Source organism: Enterococcus sp. C102(2024), assembly GCF_040888205.1.
GTDB lineage: Bacteria > Bacillota > Bacilli > Lactobacillales > Enterococcaceae > Enterococcus > Enterococcus faecalis.
In genome coordinates this window covers 46,224-68,907 of the sequence record NZ_JBFOHH010000003.1, presented here as the reverse complement: position 1 = coordinate 68,907, position 22,684 = coordinate 46,224, and the positions used below count along the sequence as shown (strand labels likewise).

The following is a 22,684-nucleotide window of genomic DNA, read 5'->3' as shown; positions in this document are numbered from 1 at the left end:
TAGAAGGAGGAGAAGTATTTTTGGAAAAAATTAAATGGACAGCAAATGAAATGCCGAAGACGGAGGATAAGTACTTACCTCTGATGTCTAAAGAAAAAATTGAGAAAGCTTTGGCTTTTCACAAAAGTTTTCCACAGTATTCAGAAACACCATTAGCAGAATTGAATCATATGGCCGCGTATCTGGGGTTAAATGATTTCTTTGTTAAAGATGAATCTTATCGCTTTGGTTTAAATGCTTTTAAAGTCTTAGGTGGTTCGTTTGCCATGGCTAACTATATTGCCGAAAAATTAAAGAAAGATGTTTCGGAACTAACATATGATGAATTAACTTCTGATCAATTACGATCAGCTTTTGGACAAGCTACGTTTTTTACAGCAACTGATGGTAACCATGGACGAGGAGTCGCTTGGGCTGCGAATAAATTAGGCCAAAAATCAGTTGTACTCATGCCGAAGGGTTCAACACAGACGAGAAAAGAAAATATTGAAAAAGAAGGCGCAACCGTCACAATCGAAGAAGTTAATTACGATGAATGTGTGCGAATGGCTAATAAAATGGCCGAAGAAACTGAAAACGGTGTCATGGTTCAAGACACCGCTTGGGACGGATATGAAAAAATTCCAACTTGGATTATGCAAGGATACGGAACGATGGCGTTAGAAGCCTCTCAACAATTAAGAAAATTTGGCTCTGAACGACCTAGTCATGTTTTTGTTCAAGCTGGTGTCGGCAGTTTAGCTGGGGCGGTGATTGGTTATTTTGCTAATGCTTTTCCAGAAAACCCACCGATTATGGTCGTAGTTGAGGCACAGGCGGCTGACTGTTTATATCAATCAGCAATTAAAAAAGACGGAGAAATTCGCTTTGTCGATGGTGATTTACAGACAATTATGGCTGGCTTAGCATGTGGAGAACCTAATACGATTTCTTTTGATATTCTAAAAAATCATACATCCTTCTTTGTTTCAGCACCAGATTGGGTTTCTGAAAAAGGAATGCGTATGTTGGGCGCGCCATTAAAAGGGGATCCGCAAGTTGTATCAGGCGAATCTGGGGCAGTAGCAATGGGCTTAGTAGCTACAGTGATGCAAGATCCCGACTATCAAGAATTACGTGAGGCATTGCAACTGGATGAGACGTCAAACGTTTTAATGTTTTCTACCGAAGGAGACACTGATCCAGACAATTATAAAAAAATTTTATGGAGGTAAAAGGAATGGATTTTAATGCAGTAAATGCAGCAGCAGAAGGTTACAGAGAAGATATGGTCAAATTTTTAAGAGACCTTGTCAAAATTCCAGGAGAAAGTGCAGAAGAAGGCAACAAAATTGCGCGAGCAAAAGCCGAAATGGAAAAATTAGGTTTCGATAAAATTGACATTGATCTTCAAGGGAATTTACTTGGTTATATGGGGTCTGGTGAAAAATTAATTGCTTTTGATGGGCACATGGATACTGTCGGAATTGGTGAAATGAGTAACTGGAAATTTGATCCTTACGATGGCTATGAAACAGAAACTGAGATCGGTGGTCGCGGTACGTCTGACCAAGAAGGCGGGATTGTTTCGGCTATTTATGGCGCTAAAATCATGAAAGATTTAGGTCTATTATCAGAAAAATATACTGCTTTAGTAACAGTCACTGTCCAAGAAGAAGACTGTGATGGCTTATGCTGGCAGTACATTATCAAAGAAGACGGTATCCGTCCAGAATTTGTTGTTTCAACAGAGCCAACAGATGGTGGGATTTATCGTGGTCAACGAGGCCGCATGGAAATTAAAGTTGATGTCAAAGGCGTTTCGTGTCATGGCTCAGCACCAGAACGTGGAGATAATGCCATTTACAAAATGGCGGATATCTTACAAGATGTTCGTGCCTTAAACAACAATGGAGATACAGAAAGCACAGCGATTCGTGGTTTAGTTCGTATGTTAGATCCTAAGTACAATCCAGAGTGGCAAGAAGCCCGTTTCTTAGGACGTGGTACGGTGACTGTTTCGCAAATTTTCCATTCTTCACCAAGTCGGTGTGCTGTTGCGGATGGCTGTACCGTTTCACTAGACCGTCGAATGACTGCTGGAGAAACTTGGGAAAGTTGTTTAGAAGAAATTCGCAATTTACCAGCTGTTAAAAAATATGGAGATGATGTGACGGTTTCAATGTACAACTATGATCGTCCTTCTTATACTGATTTAACTTATGAAATTGAATGTTATTTCCCAACGTGGGTCATTCCAGAAAATCATGATGTAACAAAAGCCTTGATGGAAACGCATAAAAATCTCTATGGAGAAACACGGAAAGGCTCTGTAGAAACAGTGGAAATGCGTCAAGAACGCCCATTGTTAGATAAGTGGACCTTCTCAACAAATGGCGTTTCAATTATGGGACGTAATGGCATTCCTTGTATTGGTTTCGGGCCAGGGGCGGAAGCACAAGCACATGCACCAAATGAAAAAACTTGGAAAGATGATCTGGTTCGTTGTGCAGCCGTTTATGCGGCATTACCAACGGTCTATTGTGGTTAAGTAAAGGATTATTAGATAAGCAAAAAGGAGCAGATGGAATGGAAACGTTTAAAGAATATATTGAGAAATTAGATAAATTAGAATTTGAAAAAATGTACGAAAATGACTTTTTCCTAACTTGGGAAAAAACAAGAGATGAATTAGAAGCTGTTTTTACAGTTGCCGATACATTACGCTATTTAAGAGAAAATAATATTTCAACTAAAATCTTTGATAGTGGCTTGGGGATTTCTTTATTCCGCGACAACTCTACAAGAACACGTTTTAGTTTCGCTTCAGCGTGTAATCTTTTGGGCTTAGAAGTTCAAGATTTAGACGAAGGAAAAAGCCAAATTTCTCACGGAGAAACTGTTCGTGAGACAGCAAACATGATTTCTTTTATGGCTGATATCATTGGTATTCGTGATGACATGTACATTGGTAAAGGCAATGCTTACATGCACGAAGTATCAGAATCTGTCCAAGAAGGATATAAAGATGGGGTATTAGAACAACGCCCAACGTTAGTGAATTTACAATGTGATATTGACCATCCGACGCAAGCAATGGCGGATGCGTTGCATTTAATTCATGAATTTGGTGGCATTGAAAACCTGAAAGGGAAAAAAGTTGCCATGACTTGGGCGTATTCACCATCTTATGGAAAACCATTATCTGTTCCTCAAGGAATTGTTGGTCTAATGACCCGTTTAGGAATGGATGTCGTCTTAGCACATCCAGAAGGTTATGAAATTATGCCAGAAGTAGAAGAAGTTGCGAAGAAAAATGCGGCAGAATTTGGTGGAAACTTTACTAAAACGAATAGTATGGCAGAAGCATTCAAAGACGCGGATGTTGTTTATCCGAAAAGCTGGGCACCTTTTGCGGCAATGGAAAAGCGAACTGAATTATATGGCAATGGTGACCAAGCAGGAATTGATCAATTAGAACAAGAATTACTTTCTCAAAATAAAAAGCACAAAGATTGGGAATGTACAGAAGAATTGATGAAAACAACGAAAGACGGCAAAGCTTTGTATATGCATTGTCTACCAGCTGATATTACTGGTGTAAGTTGTGAAGAAGGTGAAGTGGAAGCTTCTGTTTTCGATCGTTATCGGGTCGAACTTTACAAAGAAGCTAGCTACAAACCGTATGTTATTGCGGCTATGATTTTCTTAAGTAAAGTAAAAAATCCGCAAAAAACCTTAACAGACTTAGCGGATAAAGCGACACCAAGAGAAGTAAAATAATGAATTTGGCATGAAGACAGATGCTTTTTCTTTACACAATGAATCATTAGAAGTTGCCTCTTCAACATGAACAAATAAGACCTTCCCAAGTCTATTCATGAATGTGTGATTGTCTCGAGTCAAGAACGCTTAGTCATGTGCGTTGACTTCATGCAACGACAACAGACAGTTAATACGAAAACTCGTTGTGAAAAAGAAAAAGCATCGTCCTTTTTATAAAACAGAAAATGAGGTGAAGCAATGGGCAAACGCGTCGTAGTAGCTTTAGGTGGCAATGCTTTAGGAAATAATTTGACGGAGCAGATGACTGCTGTAAAACAGACTTCCAAAGCGATTGCAGATTTGATTGAAGCAGGATATGAAGTTATTTTATCTCATGGCAATGGTCCTCAAGTGGGGATGATTCAATTAGCTATGGAAGAATTTTCCTTTAATAATCCACAATATCCAGTTGTTCCGTTATCCATGTGCGTAGCCATGAGTCAAAGTTACATTGGCTATGATTTAGAGAATGCGCTACAAGAAGAGTTGCGTCAGCGAAATATAAGTAAAGCCGTCACCACCATAGTCACTCAAGTGGTCGTGGATGAAAATGATCCGGCGTTCAAAAAACCAACGAAACCAATTGGTCGCTTCATGACAAAAGAAGAAGCAGAACAATTAGTCAAAGAAAAAAATATACAAGTGATGGAAGATGCTGGCCGTGGTTATCGCCAAGTCGTCGCTTCTCCTAAACCAAAAAATATTGTCGAACTTCTCACGATTCAAACATTGGTTGATGCTGGCCAAACAGTCATTGCTGGCGGCGGTGGTGGCATCCCAGTCATTCAAGAAGGGAACCGACTAAAAGGTGTAAATGCAGTCATCGACAAAGATTTTTGTAGTGAACGACTGGCTGAACAAGTGGATGCTGATCTGCTCGTGATTTTAACAGCAGTTGAAAAAGTTTGTATTAATTTTGGTAAAGAAAATCAAGAAGCCTTAGGGAATGTTTCAACAGAAAAAATGAAACAATATGCGCAAGAAGGTCAGTTTGCTCCAGGTTCAATGTTACCAAAAGTTGAAGCAGCGATTAAGTTTGCTGAATCTAAGCCAGGTCGAAAAACATTGATTACGTTATTAGAAAAAGCCAAAGAAGGATTATCTGGAAAAACAGGGACTTTAATTGAAAATAAAGAATCATAGAATGGAGGAAAACGATGACAAACAAAATGATTAATTCTGCACAGGCACCAGCTGCTGTAGGACCTTATTCACATTCTGTCTTAGCTGGAAATACGTTGTACATTTCTGGACAACTAGGATTAGATCCGCAATCGGGCGAAATGAAGACTACAGTGGAAGAACAAGCAAAACAAGCGTTTATCAATTTAGGTTCGATTTTAAAAGAGGTCGAAATGACCTATGATAATGTTGTGAAAACAACGGTATTTTTACAACATATGTCTGATTTTAGCAAAATTAACGAAATCTATGGGAATTACTTTTCAGAAGTTTTGCCTGCACGTTCTTGTGTAGAAGTAGCCAAGTTGCCTAAAGATGGGTTATTTGAAATTGAAGCAGTTGCTGTCAAAGGATAATTTTTAAGATGTTTCTGAGGGAAAAAGGATTGCATTCTTTACTGATTAAGGGGAACAATCCTTTTAGAATAAAAAGAAGAAGGAAACGATCCTATGAATGAAAAAAAAGAGCAAGCATTATTTGAATATGATGCGAAACTATCAATTTCTGAAGCAATTCCGATGGGATTGCAACACGTTGTCGCAGCAGTAGTAGGGATTGTCACACCGGGAATCATGATTGCCAAAGTTTGCCAATTAAGTCCTAGTGATACGACTATTTTGATTCAAACATCATTGATTTTTTCAGCAGTTGCAACGTTAATTCAACTTTTCCCTATTTTTGGAAAAGTGGGTTCACGGTTACCAGTTATGATGGGTGCAAGTTTTGCCTATGTACCGATTTTGATGGCCATCGGAGCTGATTTTGGGATTGCAGCAATTTTTGGTTCCCAATTAGTTGGCAGTATTCTTGTTATTATTGTTGGTTTGTTCATTAAAAAAATCCGTGTGTTGTTTCCGCCTTTAGTAACAGGAACGGTTATTTTAAGCATTGGACTATCCTTGTTTCCAGTTGCGATTAAATATATGGCAGGAGGAGCTGGTAGTGCTGATTTTGGTTCAGCCCGGAATTGGTTAGTTGCATTATTAACCTTTGCGATTGTCTTTTACTTCAATTATTTTGCAAAAGGATTTTTGAAGTTATCCGCAATTTTAAACGGAATGGTTATTGGTTATTTGATTTCTTTAGCTTTAGGGATGGTTAGTTTTGAACCAGTTCAAAATGCTAAAATCGTTCAGGTAATTACCCCGTTTCATTTTGGACTGGATTTTCAACTGGTACCTATCTTTACGCTTGTAGTGATGTTTATTGTTGATGCTGTTCAAGCCATCGGTCAATTTACAGCAACAACGGTTGGGGCAATGGATCGGGATGCAACGGATGAAGAATTATCTGGCGGAATTATGGGGAGTGGTTTCACTAACTTTATTGGCAGTTTATTTGGATCAATCCCAGTGGCAACTTTTGGACAAAATGTTGGTCTGGTTACGGTAACAAAAGTGATTAATAAGTATGTTCTGGTTTTCGCTTCAGTTATATTATTAATTGCTGGTTTTGTTCCGAAAGTAGCTGCATTATTAACTACGATTCCTTACGCAGTAATTGGTGGCGCAACGATTTCAGTTTTTGCTTCTATTTCTATGACAGGTATTCGGATGATTGCTTCGCAGGAAATGACTCCTCGAAATACTGGGGTTGTCGGAACAGCTCTAGCATTTGGAATTGGTGTCACATTGTCTACTGGAAGCTTAGCTGGTTTTCCAACTTGGGTAACAACGATTTTCGGTAATTCGGAAGTTATCTTAACCACTTTGGTAGCAGTCCTTTTAAATGTCATTTTAAAACCAAAAAAGCGCGTAGCACTTGAGTGAAGATTGCTTTTTTTGATACGAAAGTGAGTAAGCTTTCGTATCCTTTTTCCCTTACGTTATCTATAAAAAAACGAACGAATAAAGGAGGAGAAGATGTTTACGTATTCCCTAAACTTAAAATTAAAAACAGATCGGAACTTTTTTGGTCCTGGCGTTGTCGAAGTTTTACAAAAAATTCAGCAAACTGGTTCACTAAACTTAGCGGCAAAAGAGATGAAAATGTCTTATAATAAGGCATGGCGGATTGTGCGGGTAGCTGAAGAAGAGCTATCTTTTCCATTAATTATCAAAAGTGTTGGTGGTTGTAATGGTGGCGGGTCAATTGTTACGGACCAAGGAAAAGAGTTGATTGATCAATATCTTTTATTTGAGAAAAAAGTGTATCAACAGGTAGAGGCATGTTTTGAAGAAATATTTAAAGAACAGGATGTAGTATCGGAGGAACTGAAATGAGAGAAGTATTTCAGCGTTTGAAACAGGCAATATTGGAAAAGCAAGACACGATGTTATTAACGATTGGTACAAGTTCAGGATCTACACCACGAAGTCAAGGGGCTAGAATGCTGGTTTCCGCCGAAGGTAGAATAGCCGGAACTGTTGGTGGTGGGGCGGTTGAATTTCAGGCTGAACAAGTGGCAAAAAAGCTACTTTTTGAGAAAGAAAATGCACAACGTCAATTTATTTTAGCCCCGAATAATATTGCTGATTTAGGCATGGTCTGTGGCGGGAATGTCACGATTTTTTTCCATTATCTTTCATGGGAAACGCCATTTTTAAAAGAGTTGTGTGAGTCCATAGAAACGCATTTTCAAAATAATCAACAAGGTTGGTTAATGACTGAACTAGATCAAAACAATTTAGGAAAAGTATCCTTTTATAGTGAAACAGGCGAATTGATTGGTTCCACTTCTTGGGAGGGGGAATTAAGTTTGCTACCTAAAGGTATCCATTGTGAGCAAAAAGAGGACATAATTTTTTTAACAGAAGCGATCCTCCAAGTAGGGAAAGTGTATATTTTTGGAAGTGGTCATGTCGCACGCGCATTGGTACCTATTTTAAACTATTTATCGTTTTATTGCGTTGTAGTGGACGATCGTCCAGAATTTTTGACGGCACAAGCTTTTCCACAAGCTAAGGAACTACGGGTGATTCCTTTAGAAAATTTAGCTGCGTTTATTGAAATAACGGCGGATGATTATGGTATAGTAATTACCAGAGGACACAATTTTGATTTCATCGTTGCCAAACAGTTATTGGAAACACCAGCCAAATATATTGGTGTGATGGGGAGCAAACACAAAATTGCTTCACAAGTTCGACGGTTAAAAGAGGTCGGTTATACAATGACTGAAATTGAAAGAATTTTCATGCCAATTGGCTTAGACATTGCAGCCGAAACACCAGAAGAGTTAGCGATTAGCATCGCGGGAGAATTAATTCAACAGCGCTATCAATAATGAGGACCTTTAAATTAAATAAAAAACTTTTTTTGCTAAAAAATAATTTTTAGAACGAAGATTTGTGGTATAATCTAGGTGATTGAACACTAAACTATATCAGAAATCGAGGTGCAAGAAATGTATTCAATTATTGTAAATGGTCAAAGTGAAACCTGTGAAACAAACAAAAAATTAATGGACTTTTTGCGGGAGGATCTGGGCCTAACTGGAACAAAAGATGGTTGTAACCAAGGCTCTTGCGGCGCATGTACGGTGTTAGTGAATGGAAAGGCTTCCAAAGCATGTTTGTTTACTCTGGAAAAATTAGCTGGCAAAGAAGTCACGACAATCGAAGGTTTAAGCCAACGGCAAAAAGATGTCTACGCCTATGCGTTCGCAAAAACGGGTGCAGTTCAGTGCGGGTATTGCATCCCTGGGATGGTTATTTCGGCACAAGGATTGTTGAACAAGAAACTCGAACCCACAAAAGAAGACATTCAAAAAGCTATACGAGGAAACATTTGTCGTTGTACAGGATATGTGAAAATAATAGAAGCCATTCAGTTAGCTGCTAAAATGTTTTGTGAAGAAACGAGCATTCCAGAAGAACATTCAAATGGTAAATTAGGGGAAGACTTCCAACGGGTCGATGCAGTGGAGAAAACATTAGGCACAGGGATTTATGTAGATGACATTGACATAGAAGGAATGCTTCATGCATCTGCTTTGCGGAGTGCCTATCCTCGTGCAAAAGTTCTATCAATCGATAGTACCCAAGCATTGGCGCATCCTGACTGTGTGGCTGTGTTCACAGCTAAAGACGTTCCAGGAAATAATAAAATTGGTCATTTAGAATTTATTTCCGATTGGGATGTAATGATTCCAGAAGGAGAAATAACACGGTATGTTGGGGATGCAGTGGCACTCGTTGTTTCAAAAAGAAAAGAAACCTTACCAGAGATAAAAAATTTAGTGGAAGTTGATTACGAAGAAATGATACCGCTTACTTCTTGTGAAGCTGCTTTAGCAGAAGGTGCATCAGCTATTCATGAAAAGGGCAATATCTTGTCTCATGAACACTTGGTACGTGGCAACGCAGATGAAGTATTAGCAAATTCTGCGTTTGTAGTGACAGAACATTATTCCGTACCAATTAACGAACATGCCTTTATGGAACCCGAGTGTGCGATTGCACAGCCTGAAGGTGAGGGCATTTTACTCTTTAGTGCGGGTCAAAGTATCTATGATGAACAACGGGAAGTGGCTCGGATGTTAGGTCTGGACAAGGAAAAAATTCATGTTCAATCAAAACTTGTTGGTGGTGGTTTTGGTGGAAAAGAAGACATGAGTGTTCAGCATCATGCATCCTTAGCCGCTTGGTTATTGAAGAAACCAGTAAAAGTACTGCTAAGCCGTGAAGAAAGTTTGATGGTTCATCCCAAACGCCATGGCATGGAAATGGACTTTACGACCGGCTGTGATGAAGAAGGCAATTTAACTGCAATGAAAGCAGTGATTTATGCGGATACTGGGGCCTATGCTTCTTTAGGAGGACCAGTATTGCAACGGGCTTGTACACATGCGGCAGGTCCCTACAAGTATCAAACGATTGATGTGGAAGGGTTTGCTGTATATACTAATAATCCGCCAGCAGGTGCATTTCGTGGATTTGGTGTTTGCCAAACGGCTTTTGCAATTGAAAGTAATTTAAACTTGTTAGCAGAAAAAGTCGGACTATCACCATGGGAAATACGCTTTAAAAATGCCGTCGCCCCAGGAGATACTTTACCGAATGGACAATTGGTCTCGAAAAATGCGGCGTTAAAAGAAGCCTTGTTAGCAGTTAAAGACGTCTATGAACAAGCGGAAGTTGCTGGAATTTCTAGTTTCTTTAAAAACAGTGGCGTGGGTGTGGGGCTACCTGATACAGGGCGTTGTATTATTTCTGTTGAAGAAGGAAAAATACATGTCCGCACAAGTGCTGCTTGTATCGGTCAAGGGATGGCAACCGTTACGACGCAAATTGCCTGTGAAACATTAAATTTACCACCAGAAATGATTGTTGCGGAAGCACCTGATACGAGAAGAACACCGAATTCAGGAACGACAACGGCTTCGAGGCAGTCACTCTTCACAGGAGAAGCAACTAGAAGAGCGGCAATGCAATTACGGTATGAGCTTGATATGGGACGTGCTTTAAGTGATTTGGAAGGCGAAGAATTTTATGGGGAATATTCAGCGAAAACGGATCCGTTAATTAATGATAAAAAAAGTCCAGTTAGTCATGCTGGTTATGGTTATGCTGCTGAAGTAGCTATTCTAGATGACAAAGGAAAAGTAGCTAAATTTGTGGCTGCGTATGATATGGGGCAAGTGGTGAATCCACGAGCTGCTGAAGGTCAAATTGAAGGTGGGATTGCGATGGGCATGGGGTATGCTTTAACTGAAAAATTTGCCTTAGAAGAAGGCTATGTTAAAGCAAAATATGCAACGCTAGGATTAGTGAACGCCACTCAAGTACCACCAATCGAAACAATTTTGGTTCATGCTGACAATCTTCACGAAGGTTTAGCCTATGGAATTAAAGGCGTAGGTGAGTTAGCAACGATCCCTACCGCACCAGCTTTAGCAGGCGCATATTTCGCCTTGGATGGTCAGCTCCGACCAAGTCTGCCTTTAGAAAATACCCCTTATCAAAAGAAAAAAAGATAAAAGGAGACAACTCATGTCACTCGTTAGTGTCATTATTCTAGCATCGGGCAATTCACAACGGATGGGCCAAAATAAATTGTTCTTAAAATATCAAGGAAAAACATTTTTAGAGCACACGTTAACCTTAGTGAATCAATTAGACGTATTAGAACGGATTTTAGTTGTTTCGCCTGAGAATCAGCCAGCGTTTCCTTTACCTAAGAACATTCAGTTGATTCTCAATCATCAATGGCAAGAAGGGCAAAGTAGCAGTATTCGTTTAGGAACCGAACAAGCTCGGGGAGCTGGCTATTTATACTTACCTAGTGATCAACCATTGTTAACACCTAAAATGCTACAACCCGTGTTAGATAAATGTCAGAGAAATAAAATTGTAGTGCCATTACAAAAAGATGGCTGTCCTAGTAGTCCAGTATTATTCGGTAATCAATTTCGACAAGAACTATTAACATTGACTGGTGAAACAGGCGGACGCATGATTTATGAACGCTTTCCAGAAGCAGTTCAGATGCTGAGAATAGCGACTCCTGGCCGTTTAAAAGATATCGATACGCCAGAAGAGTACAGAAAATTAATTCAAGAAACCAATAGTTAGAGAGGAAAAACGTATGAAGGACTTGGTTTATTTAAATTATGCAGCGACTTCCTATAAAAAATTTCCAGCAACCATTGAGGCTTTGACTGCCTATTTAGCAGAAAATCAGTTCATGAATTACGGAAGAAATGCCCCTTTGCTTAGAGAGGGGCTTCCTCTTTTAGAGACACGTCAATTGTTAGCAGAATTTTTTCAGGCACCCAGTGCGGCTCAGATTACGTTTACGAATAACGCAACAACTTCCTTAAATCTTGCATTAGCGGGGATTTTACAACCTGGCGACCATGTGATTACGACTATGTTAGAACATCATGCAGTAGCCAGACCTCTTCACTTGCTTGAGAAAGAACGAGGCATTTCAGTGACGTATGTTGCTTGTCAAAAAACTGGCCTGTTAGATGTAGAAGATATTCAGCGAGCTTGGCGAACGAATACAAAAGCCTTGGTGATGACACACGCATCCAATGTCTTAGGCACCATTTTACCCATTGAAGAATGTTTTCAATGGGCTCAACAGAAAGGATTATTAACCGTTTTGGATGCGGCTCAAACGGCGGGATTTTTACCAATAAAAATGACCCAGATGGCCATTGATGTGTTAGCCTTTACTGGACATAAAAGCTTATATGGATTAGCAGGTATTGGTGGGTTAGCTTTTAGTGAGCGAGGGGCTGAAGCGGTCAAACCACTGATAACGGGCGGCACTGGTAGCCATTCTAATTCCTTTGATCAACCCTCTTTTTTACCAGATAAATTTGAAGCTGGTACGTTAAACAGTTTAGGTATTTTAAGCTTAAATAGTTCTATTAAAGAGTTGAATAAAATTGGTTTAGCAGCGATTCAAAAGCACGAACGAACCTTAATGCAGAATTTTTTAGATGGTTTATCAGGGTTACCTGTCACAATTTTAGGAACCAAGGATGCGGCACAAACTGTCCCTGTTGTTTCTATCATACTGTGGAATCAGGAAGAAACAGTGGTGGCACAGCAACTAGCAGAACAATATGGCATTATGACGCGCGCAGGTTTGCATTGTGCACCATTAGCCCATGAAACAGCTGGGACTTTAGCAACTGGCACCTTACGTTTTAGCTTTGGTTGGCAGACAACGCCTGAAGAAATTACTTGGACAATTCACGCTTTACAAGAACTACTAATTTGAGAAGGAGCGGACAGCATGGATTTTTTATCACAATGTACATCAGGCGGCTGCGGGGCAAAAATTGAATCCCGTGTACTGAACCAATTGTTGCAACACTTACCCGAAACACCGGCAAATGAGCGGCTACTCGTCGGGTTTGAACATGCCGACGACGCCGCGGTTTACCAATTAACGCCTGAAAAAGCTTTGATTTCAACGGTTGATTTTTTTTCACCAATGGTCAATGATCCGTTATCATTTGGAAAAATTGCGGTCGCTAATGCTTTAAGCGATGTCTATGCCATGGGCGGAACAGTCCTTTATGCGCTAAATCTTGTTTGTTTTCCACAAAAGATGTCAAAAGAATGGTTGGAACAAATGCTCTTAGGTGGCAGCTTAAAATTAAAGGAAGCGGGTGCTTTACTGGCGGGAGGCCATTCGATTTATGACCATGAACCCAAGTATGGTTTAGCGGTAACTGGAGAAGTTCATCCAGAAAAATTGTGGCATAATAATACGCCACAGGTGGGGGATGTCTTGATTTTAACTAAAGCATTAGGTGTAGGAATTATTCAAGCGGCTGTTCGGGGGCAATTAGCGAAGCAGACGGAACAAAAAATCGCACAAGATTCGATGGAACGTTTAAATAAATATGCCGCTGCAAATGCTCGATCCTACGCAGTACATGCTTGTACTGATGTGACTGGGTTTGGTCTATTAATTCATGCAAAAGAAATGGCTGATAATCAGGTAACATTACTGATTGATACAGAAGCATTACCAACCATTACAGGAGCGTTGGCCTACGCCGCAGAATGTTTAGTCACTGCAGCTGGGCAAAGAAACCGCCAAACAATCGGAACGACAATCGATTATTCAAAAATTTCTATGGAAATGCAAGAACTTTTGTTTGATCCACAAACATCTGGCGGACTGTTAATTAGTGTCGCTGCTGATGAAGCGGCAGCCTGTTTAGCAGCTATTCAAAAAGAGGACCCTGTTGCCAAAATTATTGGCGAGGTTCTGCCAAAAGAACAACAAGCAGTAGTACTTTTATAGAGAGAAGGGCCAAATATGAAATTAGTAGATGCGTTGGGAAAACCTTGCCCAATACCTGTGATTGAAACAAAAAAAGCCTTGGCGGAGTTAGGTTTAGCTGGAGGCACTATCGAAGTTTTAGTCGATAACGAAGTAGCTGTTGAAAATTTGAAAAAATTAGCTGCTAAAAAACAGGCCACTTTGACTGCAAAGCAGATAGAAGACACGGTTTTCTCTGTCAAAATTACGGTACCTGAAGAAGCGACGCAACAAACAAGTCAGTCAGCAACAGATTTAGTAATTACGATTGGCTCCGATCAATTAGGTACTGGAGACGAGCAGCTAGGACGACTATTAATGAAAAGTTATCTTCAATCATTATCAGAAGCAGAAACTGTTCCTACACAGCTGTTATTCTTTAATCGAGGGGCGTTTTTAACGAATCAAGCAGCGAATACCTTAGCTGATTTGCAACAATTAGTGGAGAAGGGAACCACGATTCAAACGTGTGGGGCCTGTTTAGATTTTTATCATTTAACAGACACCTTAGCCATCGGCTCTATTACTAATATGTACGAAATTGTTGAAACAATGAATCAAGCGGCTAAAGTAATTACGCTTTAACAAAAAAAGAAGGTGAAAAGATGGAGTATTTGCTAACCTTTCCGAATACACATTATGCTGTTCAGGCGGAACAAGTACTGTTGGCAAGAAAGGTGGCTGTTCGCGTCTTTACTTTGCCACCATCATTGACGGATGGCTGTGGGATCGGTTTACTCATTAATGAAGCGGAAATAACTCACAGTGTATGTTTTTTAGAAGAAGCAAAAGTACGCGTAGCCTCTATTTTTTCTGTGAAAAATGACCTTGGAGAAAGGAGGTACCAACTGTGGACTCCTTAAAAAAGTGTTTTGATTTACAAGGGAAGGAAATTGTGTCGATTGTTGGTAGTGGTGGGAAAACAAGCTTAATGTGGGCGCTAGCAAAAACATATCGAAAGGAAGCTGTTCTGGTTAGTACAACCACAAAAATTGGGTTTCCCCAACGTCAATTGTATGATTATTTTTATACAAACCATTTTGAAAAAATAACGCCGAATATCTGCGGAATCACTTTAGCAGGAACAGCTATCAACAACCAAACAAAACTAACAATGCCTGCAATGACCTCGCTTCAAACATTGTTTCAGCACTTCACGAAAGTTTTTTTAGAAGCGGATGGATCCAAACAACGACCTTTGAAAGGCTGGTCCTCTTATGAACCCGTGATATTAAAGGAAACAACCACCACGATTGGTGTGCTTCCGATTTCTGTGATTGGTCAAAAGATAGATGAAACGACCATTCATCGGTTGCCGCTTTTTTTGGAATTAACCGATGCGCAACAACAAGAACCAATCACAGAAACATTGTTAGCTCAACTGATTGCTCATCCAAAAGGATTGTTTAAAGAGAGCCAAGGCAAACGAATTTTGTGTTTAAATCAAACCCATACGCGAAGAGAGTTCGTTCAAGCGATGAATGTCTGTCTTCAGTTACCCAAAAGCTGTTTTGAAAAATTAGACAAAATTATTGCTTGCAATATGGAATTAGAGAAAGGACTTATTTTATGGGAGAAATCAGTCAAAACATCCAAGAAAAATTAGTGATTGTTCGCGGAGGGGGCGATCTAGCGACAGGCGTTATCCAAAAATTATGGCACGTTGGCTTTAAAATACTAGTATTAGAAACAGAATGTCCTCTGGCCATTCGGCGGACTGTTTCAGTTTGTGATGCTATTTTCCGGAAAGAACAAAGAGTGGAAGATTTGGTTGCTGTTCGAATTACTTCATTAAAGGATTGCGCGAAATGTTGGCAGCAAAATAAGCTGCCTGTTTTTGTCGATCAAACAGCAAGTGCTATTCAACAATTGAAACCACTGATTGTTATCGATGCGATTTTGGCTAAGAAAAATTTAGGTACGCATCGAGGAATGGCACCGATTACGATTGCTTTAGGACCAGGCTTTTCAGCACCGCAAGATGTCGATGTTGTGATTGAGACAATGCGTGGCCATAGGTTGGGACGTTTATACTTTGAAGGAACAGCTTTACCTAATACAGGTATTCCAGGTGAAATTGGCGGAAAAAGTGCGGAACGAGTTGTCCATGCCCCTGCTTCAGGACAAGTTACCCACCTTAAAAACATAGGGGATCTCGTGTTGAAAGGGGAAGCATTATTCTTTATCGATCAGGTTCCAGTTTATTCGCCTCTGACAGGGACTTTGAGAGGATTGATTTCAGAAAAGGTAACCTGTTATCAAGGGTTGAAGTGTGCAGATGTAGATCCTCGACCAGTTGAGAAAGTCGATTGCTTGACGATCTCCGACAAAGCTCGTGCATTAGGGGGAGCGGTTTTAGAAGCAATTTTTATGATTGGAAGAAGGAAAAACGTTTTATAAAAAAGAACCTAAATAATATTTTTTTTACCTTAAAAATATTGTTAAAAAGGTTTGGAATGTGGTATAGTAAAGACGTAGTAAAAAATACTCTATCTCGAAAGGGGAAGAGTACATACTTATTTAGATTAGTTTGTGAATAAAATCATTTGTAAAAGTTATTTTTTTAGGAATTAATGTAAGGGGTTACAATTGCATTTGAATGCATTGAAATATTTAGGAAAAAGAAAGGAAATGAATGAAGATGGCACTAGTAAAAATTGTTTATGCAAGTATGACTGGAAACACAGAAGAAATTTCCGAGATTTTGGAAGAACAGTTTCAAGAAGCTGGAGTTGAAGTAGAACGTGAAGAGTGTTCAGAAGTTGATGTAGACTTCTTTGATGATGCAGATGCTTGTATTATCGCAACGTATACTTATGGTGATGGGGAACTGCCTTTTGAATTTGAAGATTTCTTTGATGAATTAACTGAAAAGGATTTAGCAGGTAAGCCATTTGGCGTTGTTGGTTCCGGTGATCGTGAATATGGTGAATTTTTCTGTAAATCAGCGCATGATTTTGTAGGAGCTTTTGAAAAAGCTGGTGCTAAAAAAGTAGCTGAAACAGTTGAAATTGAAAACAATGCAGAAGAAGAAGACATCGAAATGCTAAAAACATTTGTTAAAAGTGTCGCCACAACTTTATCTGATAGCGTTGCCTAAGGGTTTAAGAAAGTAGGAGTCAGAATGAAAAGGAACGATGAAGGTAGGTATTTCAATGTTTAATATTCTTCAATCGACTCAATTATCTAGTAATACATTTGATTTTTGGCTGGAAGCGCCAAGAATAGCGACACATGCTCAGGCTGGACAGTTTGTTATTTTAAGAATTGACGAAAAGGGAGAGCGGATCCCTTTAACGATTGCGGAGACAAATCCACAAGCAGGCGGTATTCGAATTATTTTCCAAGTAATCGGTAAGACAACAGCTGCACTTTCCCAACTTAAAACTTCAGACTCTTTGTTGGATATCACTGGACCTTTAGGTATGCCCACAGAAGTGAAGCAATATGGAACGGTGATGGTTGTCGGTGGCGGGGTTGGTATCGCGGCTATTTATCCAATTATCAAGGCTTTAAAAGAAGCAGGCAACCGAGTGATTACGATTTTGGGAGCACGAACAGCTGAGTTAGTTCTGTTACAAGAAGAATGCCGTCGTTATTCAGATGAGCTAATCATTACAACGGATGATGGTTCATTAGGTAAAAAGGGCTTAGTAACAGAAGCGATGGAAGAAGTTATTGCACGTGAATCTGTAGCGTGCAGTTGGGCGATTGGGCCCAGCATCATGATGAAATTTTGTACCTTGACAGCTGAAAAACATCAATTACCAATTTATGTTTCCTTGAATCCTATTATGATTGACGGAACAGGCATGTGTGGCGGTTGTCGGGTCACTGTTGATGGCACCATGAAATTTGCTTGTGTTGATGGACCTGAGTTTAAAGGCAATGAAGTAAATTGGGATGAATTCATTAATCGAATGAAGCAATATCAGGAAGAAGAAGCAGTTTGCTTTACAGATCGTTTGAAAGAGCAGGTGGAGAAAAATGGCTAGAAAAAGTCGTATAAAAACACCGATTGCGGAACAAGCACCTACTATCAGAAAGAATAATTTTGAAGAGGTTTGCTTAGGCTATACATTAGCAGAAGGGCAAGAAGAAGCGGTTCGCTGTTTACAATGTAAAAATGCACCTTGTATTACTAAATGCCCCGTGATGATTGATATTCCTGGATTTATTTTAGCTATTCGTGAAGGAAACATGGAACAAGCAGCCGATATTTTAAGTAAATATACAAATTTACCTGCTATTTGTGGACGCGTTTGTCCGCAAGAGAAACAATGTGAACAAGTTTGTAAATTAGGGAAAGCCAAAAACTTTGAACCAGTGGCAATTGGCAAATTAGAACGTTTAGTTGCCGATTGGGCATTAGAAAATCACATGTTTCCTAAGAAAACAGCAGAACCAACAAAAGGGAAAGTCGCAGTGGTCGGTTCTGGTCCTTCTGGGTTAACAGTTGCGGGGGATTTGGCAAAGCTAGGCTACGAAGTAATTATTTTTGAAGCGCTTCATGAAGCTGGCGGCGTATTAACCTATGGCATACCTGAATTTCGCTTACCGAAAAAAATTGTTAAAGAAGAAATTGCGAGTATTGAAGCCTTAGGTGTAACAATAGAAACCAATGTGGTAGTAGGTAAAACGATTACGATGGAAGAAATAATGTCAGAGTTTGATGCCTGTTATCTATCGGTTGGTGCAGGGGCACCAAACTTTATGGGAATCCCAGGAACTAGTTTAAATGGGGTTTATTCTTCTAGTGAATTTTTAACACGAATCAATTTAATGCATAGCTATGAGTTTCCAGAATATGATACACCGATTAAACGTGCTAAAAATGTTGTTGTGATTGGCGGCGGGAATGTTGCAATGGATGCCGCTCGTTCAGCCAAACGATTAGGCGCTGAAAATGTGAACATTGTGTATCGTCGTTCGTTAGAAGAATTACCAGCAAGAATTGAAGAATACCACCATTCCCTTGAAGAAGGAATTAACTATTATTGGTTAACGAATCCAATTGCTTATTTAGATGACCAACAAGGAAATCTAGCCGGTGTTGAATGTGTCAAAATGGTTTTAGGTGAACCAGATGTGTCTGGAAGACGACGGCCAGAACCGGTTCCAGACAGCACGTTTACCATTCCTGCTGATGCAGTAATCGAGGCAATTGGCCAAGGAGCAAATCGAGTCTTGTTATCAACATATCCAGAAATAGAACTAAACCAATGGGGGTACATTCAGGCCGATCCTAAAACAGGAGCAACCTCAATACCTGGCGTTTTTGCTGGGGGCGATATAGTCACAGGTGCTGCCACCGTTATTTTAGCGATGGGCGCTGGGAAAATCGCAGCTAATGCAATTGATCAGTATGTCAAAACACAAAAAACAACAGTCACAAGCAATGTTTAGGAAAGATAAAAGGTGAAAAAATGAAAAAAACAATGGATGGAAACACCGCAGCGGCTTATATTTCATATGCGTTTACAGAAGTTGCCGCTATTTATCCTATCACACCAAGTTCAACAATGGCTGAGTTGGTAGATGAATGGGCGGAAAGTGGTTTAAAAAATATTTATGGTCAAAAAGTTCAAGTTATTGAAATGCAATCAGAAGCTGGGGCAGCGGGAGTAGTTCATGGTTCGTTAAAAACAGGTGCGTTAACCACTACTTATACTGCTTCACAAGGTTTACTGTTGATGATTCCCAATATGTATAAAATCGCAGGAGAATTGCTACCTTCTGTGTTCCACGTGGCGGCTCGGGCAGTAACGACAAGTGCGTTGAGTATTTTTGGTGACCATGGCGATGTGATGGCTACCCGCCAAACAGGTTTTTGTATGTTAGCAGAATCGAGTGTCCAAGAAGTAATGGATTTGTCGGCAGTTGCTCATTTAGCTAGCTTAGAAGGTAGTTTACCTTTTGTAAACTTTTTTGATGGTTTTAGAACGAGCCATGAACTACAAAAAATCGAAGTGATTGATTATGATGACCTGAAAGAAATGGTGAATCAGGAAGCTGTAACTCGTTTTAGAATGGGAGGCATGAATCCTAATCATCCCACTGTTTCAGGGACCGCTCAAAATCCTGACATTCATTTTCAACAAAGAGAAACAGTCAATAAAAATTACGAAGAAATGCCAAAAATTGTTCAAAAATACATGAAAAAAATTAACAATCTTCGTGGAACAACGTATGATTTAACCGATTATTATGGGGTTGAAGATGCAACAGAAGTCATTATTTCAATGGGGTCGGCTTCGCCAGTAATCAAACAAACAGTCGACTATCTCAATCAACAAGGACGCAAAGTTGGTTTTATCAATATTCATTTATATCGTCCATTTCCTACCGAAAACCTTCTTGAAAAATTACCAGCTACAGTAGAAAAGGTTGCTGTTTTAGATCGAACAAAAGAATCAGGAGCCGAAGGGGAACCGTTATTGTTAGATGTTCAAAGCGCTCTTTATCAACATGAAAATCGACCAATTGTGATTGGTGGACGTTATGGGTTAGGCTCTAAAGATGTAGCGCCTAATCAAATTAAAGCGATCTATGATCATTTGTTATTGCCATTTAAAGAATTAAAACAACGCTTTACGGTGGGGATCGTTGATGATGTAACTTATCAATCATTGCCAGAAGAACCTACTTTAGATTTAACGCCAGATACTACTTTCCAAGCAAAATTTTGGGGCTTTGGTTCTGACGGAACTGTGGGAGCAAACAAGCAAGCGATTAAAATTATCGGAGATCATACCGACCTTTATGCACAAGCTTACTTTAGTTATGATTCTAAAAAATCAGGCGGTTTAACCGTTTCGCATCTGCGTTTTGGTAAAGAGCCAATTACTTCCACGTATTTAATTGAACAAGCAGATTTCATCGCTTGTCATAATGCTTCCTATTTGCATAAATACGACCTGTTAAAAGGTTTAAAAGATGGCGGAACGTTTTTACTGAATACTATTTGGGATCAAGAAAAGGTTCATCGTTTATTACCGGCTAAGTTAAAAAAATATATTGGGGAGCACCAAATCAAATTTTACATTATCAATGCGGTTGAGTTAGCTCGCAAAGTAGGATTAGGCCGTCGGATCAATACAGTGATGTCTACTGCCTTTTTTGAAGTAACAGATATTTTAACGAAAGAGCAATATTTACCGTTACTTAAAGAAGAAGTGAAAAAGACTTATGGAAAAAAATCAATGGAAATTGTTGAAAAAAATTACCAAGCGATTGATGCTACCTTTGAATCGCTGCAAGAAATTGTAGTCCCAGAAGAGTGGGCCACCATTGTTTTAGAACCAGAAAATCAAGAGTCGGAAGCTCCAGCTTTTGTGACAAATATTTTAGAACCAATCAATCGTCAAGAAGGGGATCTGCTGACCGTTTCAGATTTGATTGAAAACGGAATGAAGGGCGGTGCCATTCCTATGGGCACTGCGGCTTATGAAAAACGTGGCATTGCGTTAGAAGTGCCTGAGTGGCAAATGGATAAGTGTACGATGTGTAATGAATGTGCCTTTGTTTGTCCACATGCGGCTATTCGACCGTTTTTAGCGGATGAAGAAGAACTGAAAGAAGCACCTGCAGGTTTTGCCATGCGCGAAATGCGTGGCACAGATGGATTGATGTATCGTATCCAAGTTTCTTTAGAAGACTGTACAGGTTGTGGTCTTTGTGTTCAGGCTTGCCCTGTGAAAGACAAGGCGATTTTAATGAAACCTTATGAAACTCAGAAAGAGCAAGCGATGAATTGGGCCTTTGCGATGACTCTTAAACAAAAAGCCAACCCAGTCAAAAAACTTTCTGTTAAAGGTTCCCAATTTAATCAGCCATTGATGGAATTTTCAGGTGCTTGTGAAGGCTGTGGCGAAACACCTTATATTAAGTTGTTGACACAATTATTTGGTGATCGAATGATGATTGCTAACGCAACAGGCTGTTCATCAATTTGGGGTGGTTCGTCACCAGTGACACCTTATACAACGAACGAATGTGGCCAAGGACCAGCTTGGAGTAATTCACTGTTTGAAGATAATGCGGAATATGGTTATGGTATGTATATTGCCAATCGAACGAAACGTCAACATTTAGCTAGTCTGGTTGAAGAAAGTCTTGCTAAAAATGTCGGATCAGATTCACTACAAGCCTTGTTAAAAGATTGGTTGGAACACATGGCTGAAGGGGAAGGAACACAACAGCGAGCCACCAAACTAGCGGCAGCATTAAGTGAAGAAGCCGATGAAGATCCACTTTTAACAAAAATTTACGAACAAAAAGATTTACTAGTGAAAACGAGTCAATGGATTGTCGGCGGCGATGGTTGGGCCTATGATATCGGGTTTAGCGGCATCGATCATGTTCTTGCCAGTGGGGAAGATGTTAATATTTTTGTTATGGATAATGAAGTATATGCCAACACAGGTGGGCAAACATCTAAAGCTACACCAGCTTCAGCCATTGCCAAATTCTCAGCGGGTGGGAAACATACCTCTAAAAAAGATTTAGGGATGATGGCAATCACTTATGGGAATGTCTACGTTGCACAAGTAGCTTTAGGCGCAAACTCAATGCAAACGATTAAAGCAATTGACGAAGCGGAGCGGTACCCAGGCCCATCAATTATCATCGGTTATACCCCATGTATTAATCACGGGGTCAAAGGCGGAATGGTTCGGACGTTAGATCAAGCCAAAGAAGCCGTTGAATCTGGCTATTGGCCACTTTATCGCTATAATCCAGAGTTAGTTAAGAAAGGCAAAGATCCGATGGTCATTGACTACAAGAAAACAGATTTTGACAAAATGCGTGATTTTCTTGAAAAACAAACACGTTACTCTGCGTTGCATACAATTAAAGAAAATCAAGAAGTAGTCGAACATTTACTTGATAAAACTAAAGAAGATGCAATTGAACGCTCTGAAAGTTATAACAAACTAGCCACACATATGAAAAAATAAAAAAA

Annotated in this window: 20 protein-coding genes; all 20 read left to right on the top strand. The window is 39.7% G+C overall.

From position 1 onward, the window contains the following. Positions 1–20 precede the first annotated feature (20 nt). The 20 genes from dpaL (at position 21) to nifJ (ending at position 22,679) form a co-directional block, all read left to right on the top strand. Positions 21–1,214: a diaminopropionate ammonia-lyase gene (gene dpaL / locus AB3I34_RS07840; RefSeq protein WP_002356589.1), complete on the top strand. Its 1,194-nt coding sequence runs from the start codon at positions 21–23 to the stop codon at positions 1,212–1,214. Next, on the top strand, positions 1,205–2,530 hold the full coding sequence (locus AB3I34_RS07835; protein WP_025189415.1) for a YgeY family selenium metabolism-linked hydrolase: 1,326 nt from the start codon (positions 1,205–1,207) through the stop codon (positions 2,528–2,530). The genes dpaL and AB3I34_RS07835 overlap by 10 nt, the downstream gene beginning before the upstream one ends. Positions 2,531–2,568: 38 nt before the next feature. Then, entirely contained in the window at positions 2,569–3,762 is a 1,194-nt protein-coding gene (ygeW, locus tag AB3I34_RS07830) for a knotted carbamoyltransferase YgeW (RefSeq protein ID WP_002359643.1), read from the top strand. A gap of 240 nt (positions 3,763–4,002) precedes the next feature. Further along, on the top strand, positions 4,003–4,947 hold the full coding sequence (gene arcC, locus AB3I34_RS07825; RefSeq protein ID WP_002362589.1) for a carbamate kinase: 945 nt from the start codon (positions 4,003–4,005) through the stop codon (positions 4,945–4,947). A 14-nt stretch (positions 4,948–4,961) separates the two neighbouring features. Then, complete coding sequence (locus AB3I34_RS07820; RefSeq protein ID WP_002362244.1) at positions 4,962–5,342, top strand: RidA family protein; 381 nt, start codon at positions 4,962–4,964, stop codon at positions 5,340–5,342. A 93-nt stretch (positions 5,343–5,435) separates the two neighbouring features. Continuing rightward, positions 5,436–6,755 carry a nucleobase:cation symporter-2 family protein gene (locus tag AB3I34_RS07815; protein WP_002356594.1) on the top strand — a complete coding sequence of 440 codons (1,320 nt, stop codon included), beginning with the start codon at positions 5,436–5,438 and terminating at the stop codon, positions 6,753–6,755. A gap of 93 nt (positions 6,756–6,848) precedes the next feature. After that, a complete protein-coding gene (locus AB3I34_RS07810; protein WP_002356595.1) occupies positions 6,849–7,208 on the top strand; it encodes a winged helix-turn-helix domain-containing protein in 360 nt (119 codons plus the stop codon). Continuing rightward, complete coding sequence (locus tag AB3I34_RS07805; protein ID WP_010712720.1) at positions 7,205–8,212, top strand: XdhC family protein; 1,008 nt, start codon at positions 7,205–7,207, stop codon at positions 8,210–8,212. Before AB3I34_RS07810 ends, AB3I34_RS07805 begins: the two co-directional genes overlap by 4 nt. Before the next feature lie 120 nt (positions 8,213–8,332). Then, positions 8,333–10,906, top strand: coding sequence for a selenium-dependent xanthine dehydrogenase (gene xdh / locus AB3I34_RS07800; protein WP_010817544.1), 2,574 nt, complete (start codon positions 8,333–8,335; stop codon positions 10,904–10,906). A 13-nt stretch (positions 10,907–10,919) separates the two neighbouring features. Then, the gene (mocA, locus tag AB3I34_RS07795) at positions 10,920–11,501 is read left to right on the top strand and encodes a molybdenum cofactor cytidylyltransferase (RefSeq protein ID WP_002359652.1); all 582 of its coding nucleotides are present in this window, start codon (positions 10,920–10,922) and stop codon (positions 11,499–11,501) included. 13 nt (positions 11,502–11,514) lie between these two features. Continuing rightward, positions 11,515–12,663 carry a selenocysteine lyase SclA gene (sclA, locus tag AB3I34_RS07790; protein WP_010712717.1) on the top strand — a complete coding sequence of 383 codons (1,149 nt, stop codon included), beginning with the start codon at positions 11,515–11,517 and terminating at the stop codon, positions 12,661–12,663. 15 nt (positions 12,664–12,678) lie between these two features. Next, positions 12,679–13,701 carry a selenide, water dikinase SelD gene (selD, locus tag AB3I34_RS07785; RefSeq protein ID WP_002384171.1) on the top strand — a complete coding sequence of 341 codons (1,023 nt, stop codon included), beginning with the start codon at positions 12,679–12,681 and terminating at the stop codon, positions 13,699–13,701. A gap of 15 nt (positions 13,702–13,716) precedes the next feature. Next, complete coding sequence (gene yedF / locus AB3I34_RS07780; protein WP_002376609.1) at positions 13,717–14,304, top strand: sulfurtransferase-like selenium metabolism protein YedF; 588 nt, start codon at positions 13,717–13,719, stop codon at positions 14,302–14,304. A gap of 20 nt (positions 14,305–14,324) precedes the next feature. After that, positions 14,325–14,582, top strand: coding sequence for a DUF3343 domain-containing protein (locus AB3I34_RS07775; protein ID WP_010712716.1), 258 nt, complete (start codon positions 14,325–14,327; stop codon positions 14,580–14,582). Then, entirely contained in the window at positions 14,570–15,325 is a 756-nt protein-coding gene (yqeC, locus tag AB3I34_RS07770; RefSeq protein WP_010712715.1) for a selenium cofactor biosynthesis protein YqeC, read from the top strand. The genes AB3I34_RS07775 and yqeC overlap by 13 nt, the downstream gene beginning before the upstream one ends. After that, complete coding sequence (gene yqeB, locus AB3I34_RS07765; RefSeq protein ID WP_010712714.1) at positions 15,289–16,119, top strand: selenium-dependent molybdenum cofactor biosynthesis protein YqeB; 831 nt, start codon at positions 15,289–15,291, stop codon at positions 16,117–16,119. The genes yqeC and yqeB overlap by 37 nt, the downstream gene beginning before the upstream one ends. 235 nt (positions 16,120–16,354) lie before the next feature. Next, on the top strand, positions 16,355–16,819 hold the full coding sequence (locus tag AB3I34_RS07760) for a flavodoxin (protein WP_002382673.1): 465 nt from the start codon (positions 16,355–16,357) through the stop codon (positions 16,817–16,819). Positions 16,820–16,856: 37 nt separating this feature from the next. Further along, positions 16,857–17,714, top strand: a complete 858-nt coding sequence (locus tag AB3I34_RS07755) for a sulfide/dihydroorotate dehydrogenase-like FAD/NAD-binding protein (RefSeq protein WP_002380635.1) — start codon at positions 16,857–16,859, stop codon at positions 17,712–17,714. Then, positions 17,707–19,125, top strand: coding sequence for an NADPH-dependent glutamate synthase (gltA, locus tag AB3I34_RS07750; protein ID WP_010712712.1), 1,419 nt, complete (start codon positions 17,707–17,709; stop codon positions 19,123–19,125). The genes AB3I34_RS07755 and gltA overlap by 8 nt, the downstream gene beginning before the upstream one ends. Before the next feature lie 20 nt (positions 19,126–19,145). Beyond that, entirely contained in the window at positions 19,146–22,679 is a 3,534-nt protein-coding gene (gene nifJ / locus AB3I34_RS07745; RefSeq protein WP_085444094.1) for a pyruvate:ferredoxin (flavodoxin) oxidoreductase, read from the top strand. Positions 22,680–22,684: the final 5 nt, after the last annotated feature.

What these genes read in the sequence shown, in the direction of transcription:
- selD (WP_002384171.1), top strand. Translation starts at nt 12,679, where the DNA reads ATGGATTTTTTATCACAATGTACATCAGGCGGCTGCGGGGCAAAAATT.
- AB3I34_RS07775 (WP_010712716.1), top strand. Translation starts at nt 14,325, where the DNA reads ATGGAGTATTTGCTAACCTTTCCGAATACACATTATGCTGTTCAGGCG.
- AB3I34_RS07805 (WP_010712720.1), top strand. Translation starts at nt 7,205, where the DNA reads ATGAGAGAAGTATTTCAGCGTTTGAAACAGGCAATATTGGAAAAGCAA.
- AB3I34_RS07815 (WP_002356594.1), top strand. Translation starts at nt 5,436, where the DNA reads ATGAATGAAAAAAAAGAGCAAGCATTATTTGAATATGATGCGAAACTA.
- AB3I34_RS07835 (WP_025189415.1), top strand. Translation starts at nt 1,205, where the DNA reads ATGGAGGTAAAAGGAATGGATTTTAATGCAGTAAATGCAGCAGCAGAA.
- yqeB (WP_010712714.1), top strand. Translation starts at nt 15,289, where the DNA reads ATGGGAGAAATCAGTCAAAACATCCAAGAAAAATTAGTGATTGTTCGC.
- gltA (WP_010712712.1), top strand. Translation starts at nt 17,707, where the DNA reads ATGGCTAGAAAAAGTCGTATAAAAACACCGATTGCGGAACAAGCACCT.
- xdh (WP_010817544.1), top strand. Translation starts at nt 8,333, where the DNA reads ATGTATTCAATTATTGTAAATGGTCAAAGTGAAACCTGTGAAACAAAC.
- sclA (WP_010712717.1), top strand. Translation starts at nt 11,515, where the DNA reads ATGAAGGACTTGGTTTATTTAAATTATGCAGCGACTTCCTATAAAAAA.
- ygeW (WP_002359643.1), top strand. Translation starts at nt 2,569, where the DNA reads ATGGAAACGTTTAAAGAATATATTGAGAAATTAGATAAATTAGAATTT.
- AB3I34_RS07760 (WP_002382673.1), top strand. Translation starts at nt 16,355, where the DNA reads ATGAAGATGGCACTAGTAAAAATTGTTTATGCAAGTATGACTGGAAAC.
- AB3I34_RS07810 (WP_002356595.1), top strand. Translation starts at nt 6,849, where the DNA reads ATGTTTACGTATTCCCTAAACTTAAAATTAAAAACAGATCGGAACTTT.
- arcC (WP_002362589.1), top strand. Translation starts at nt 4,003, where the DNA reads ATGGGCAAACGCGTCGTAGTAGCTTTAGGTGGCAATGCTTTAGGAAAT.
- nifJ (WP_085444094.1), top strand. Translation starts at nt 19,146, where the DNA reads ATGAAAAAAACAATGGATGGAAACACCGCAGCGGCTTATATTTCATAT.
- AB3I34_RS07755 (WP_002380635.1), top strand. Translation starts at nt 16,857, where the DNA reads ATGAAGGTAGGTATTTCAATGTTTAATATTCTTCAATCGACTCAATTA.
- mocA (WP_002359652.1), top strand. Translation starts at nt 10,920, where the DNA reads ATGTCACTCGTTAGTGTCATTATTCTAGCATCGGGCAATTCACAACGG.
- yedF (WP_002376609.1), top strand. Translation starts at nt 13,717, where the DNA reads ATGAAATTAGTAGATGCGTTGGGAAAACCTTGCCCAATACCTGTGATT.
- AB3I34_RS07820 (WP_002362244.1), top strand. Translation starts at nt 4,962, where the DNA reads ATGACAAACAAAATGATTAATTCTGCACAGGCACCAGCTGCTGTAGGA.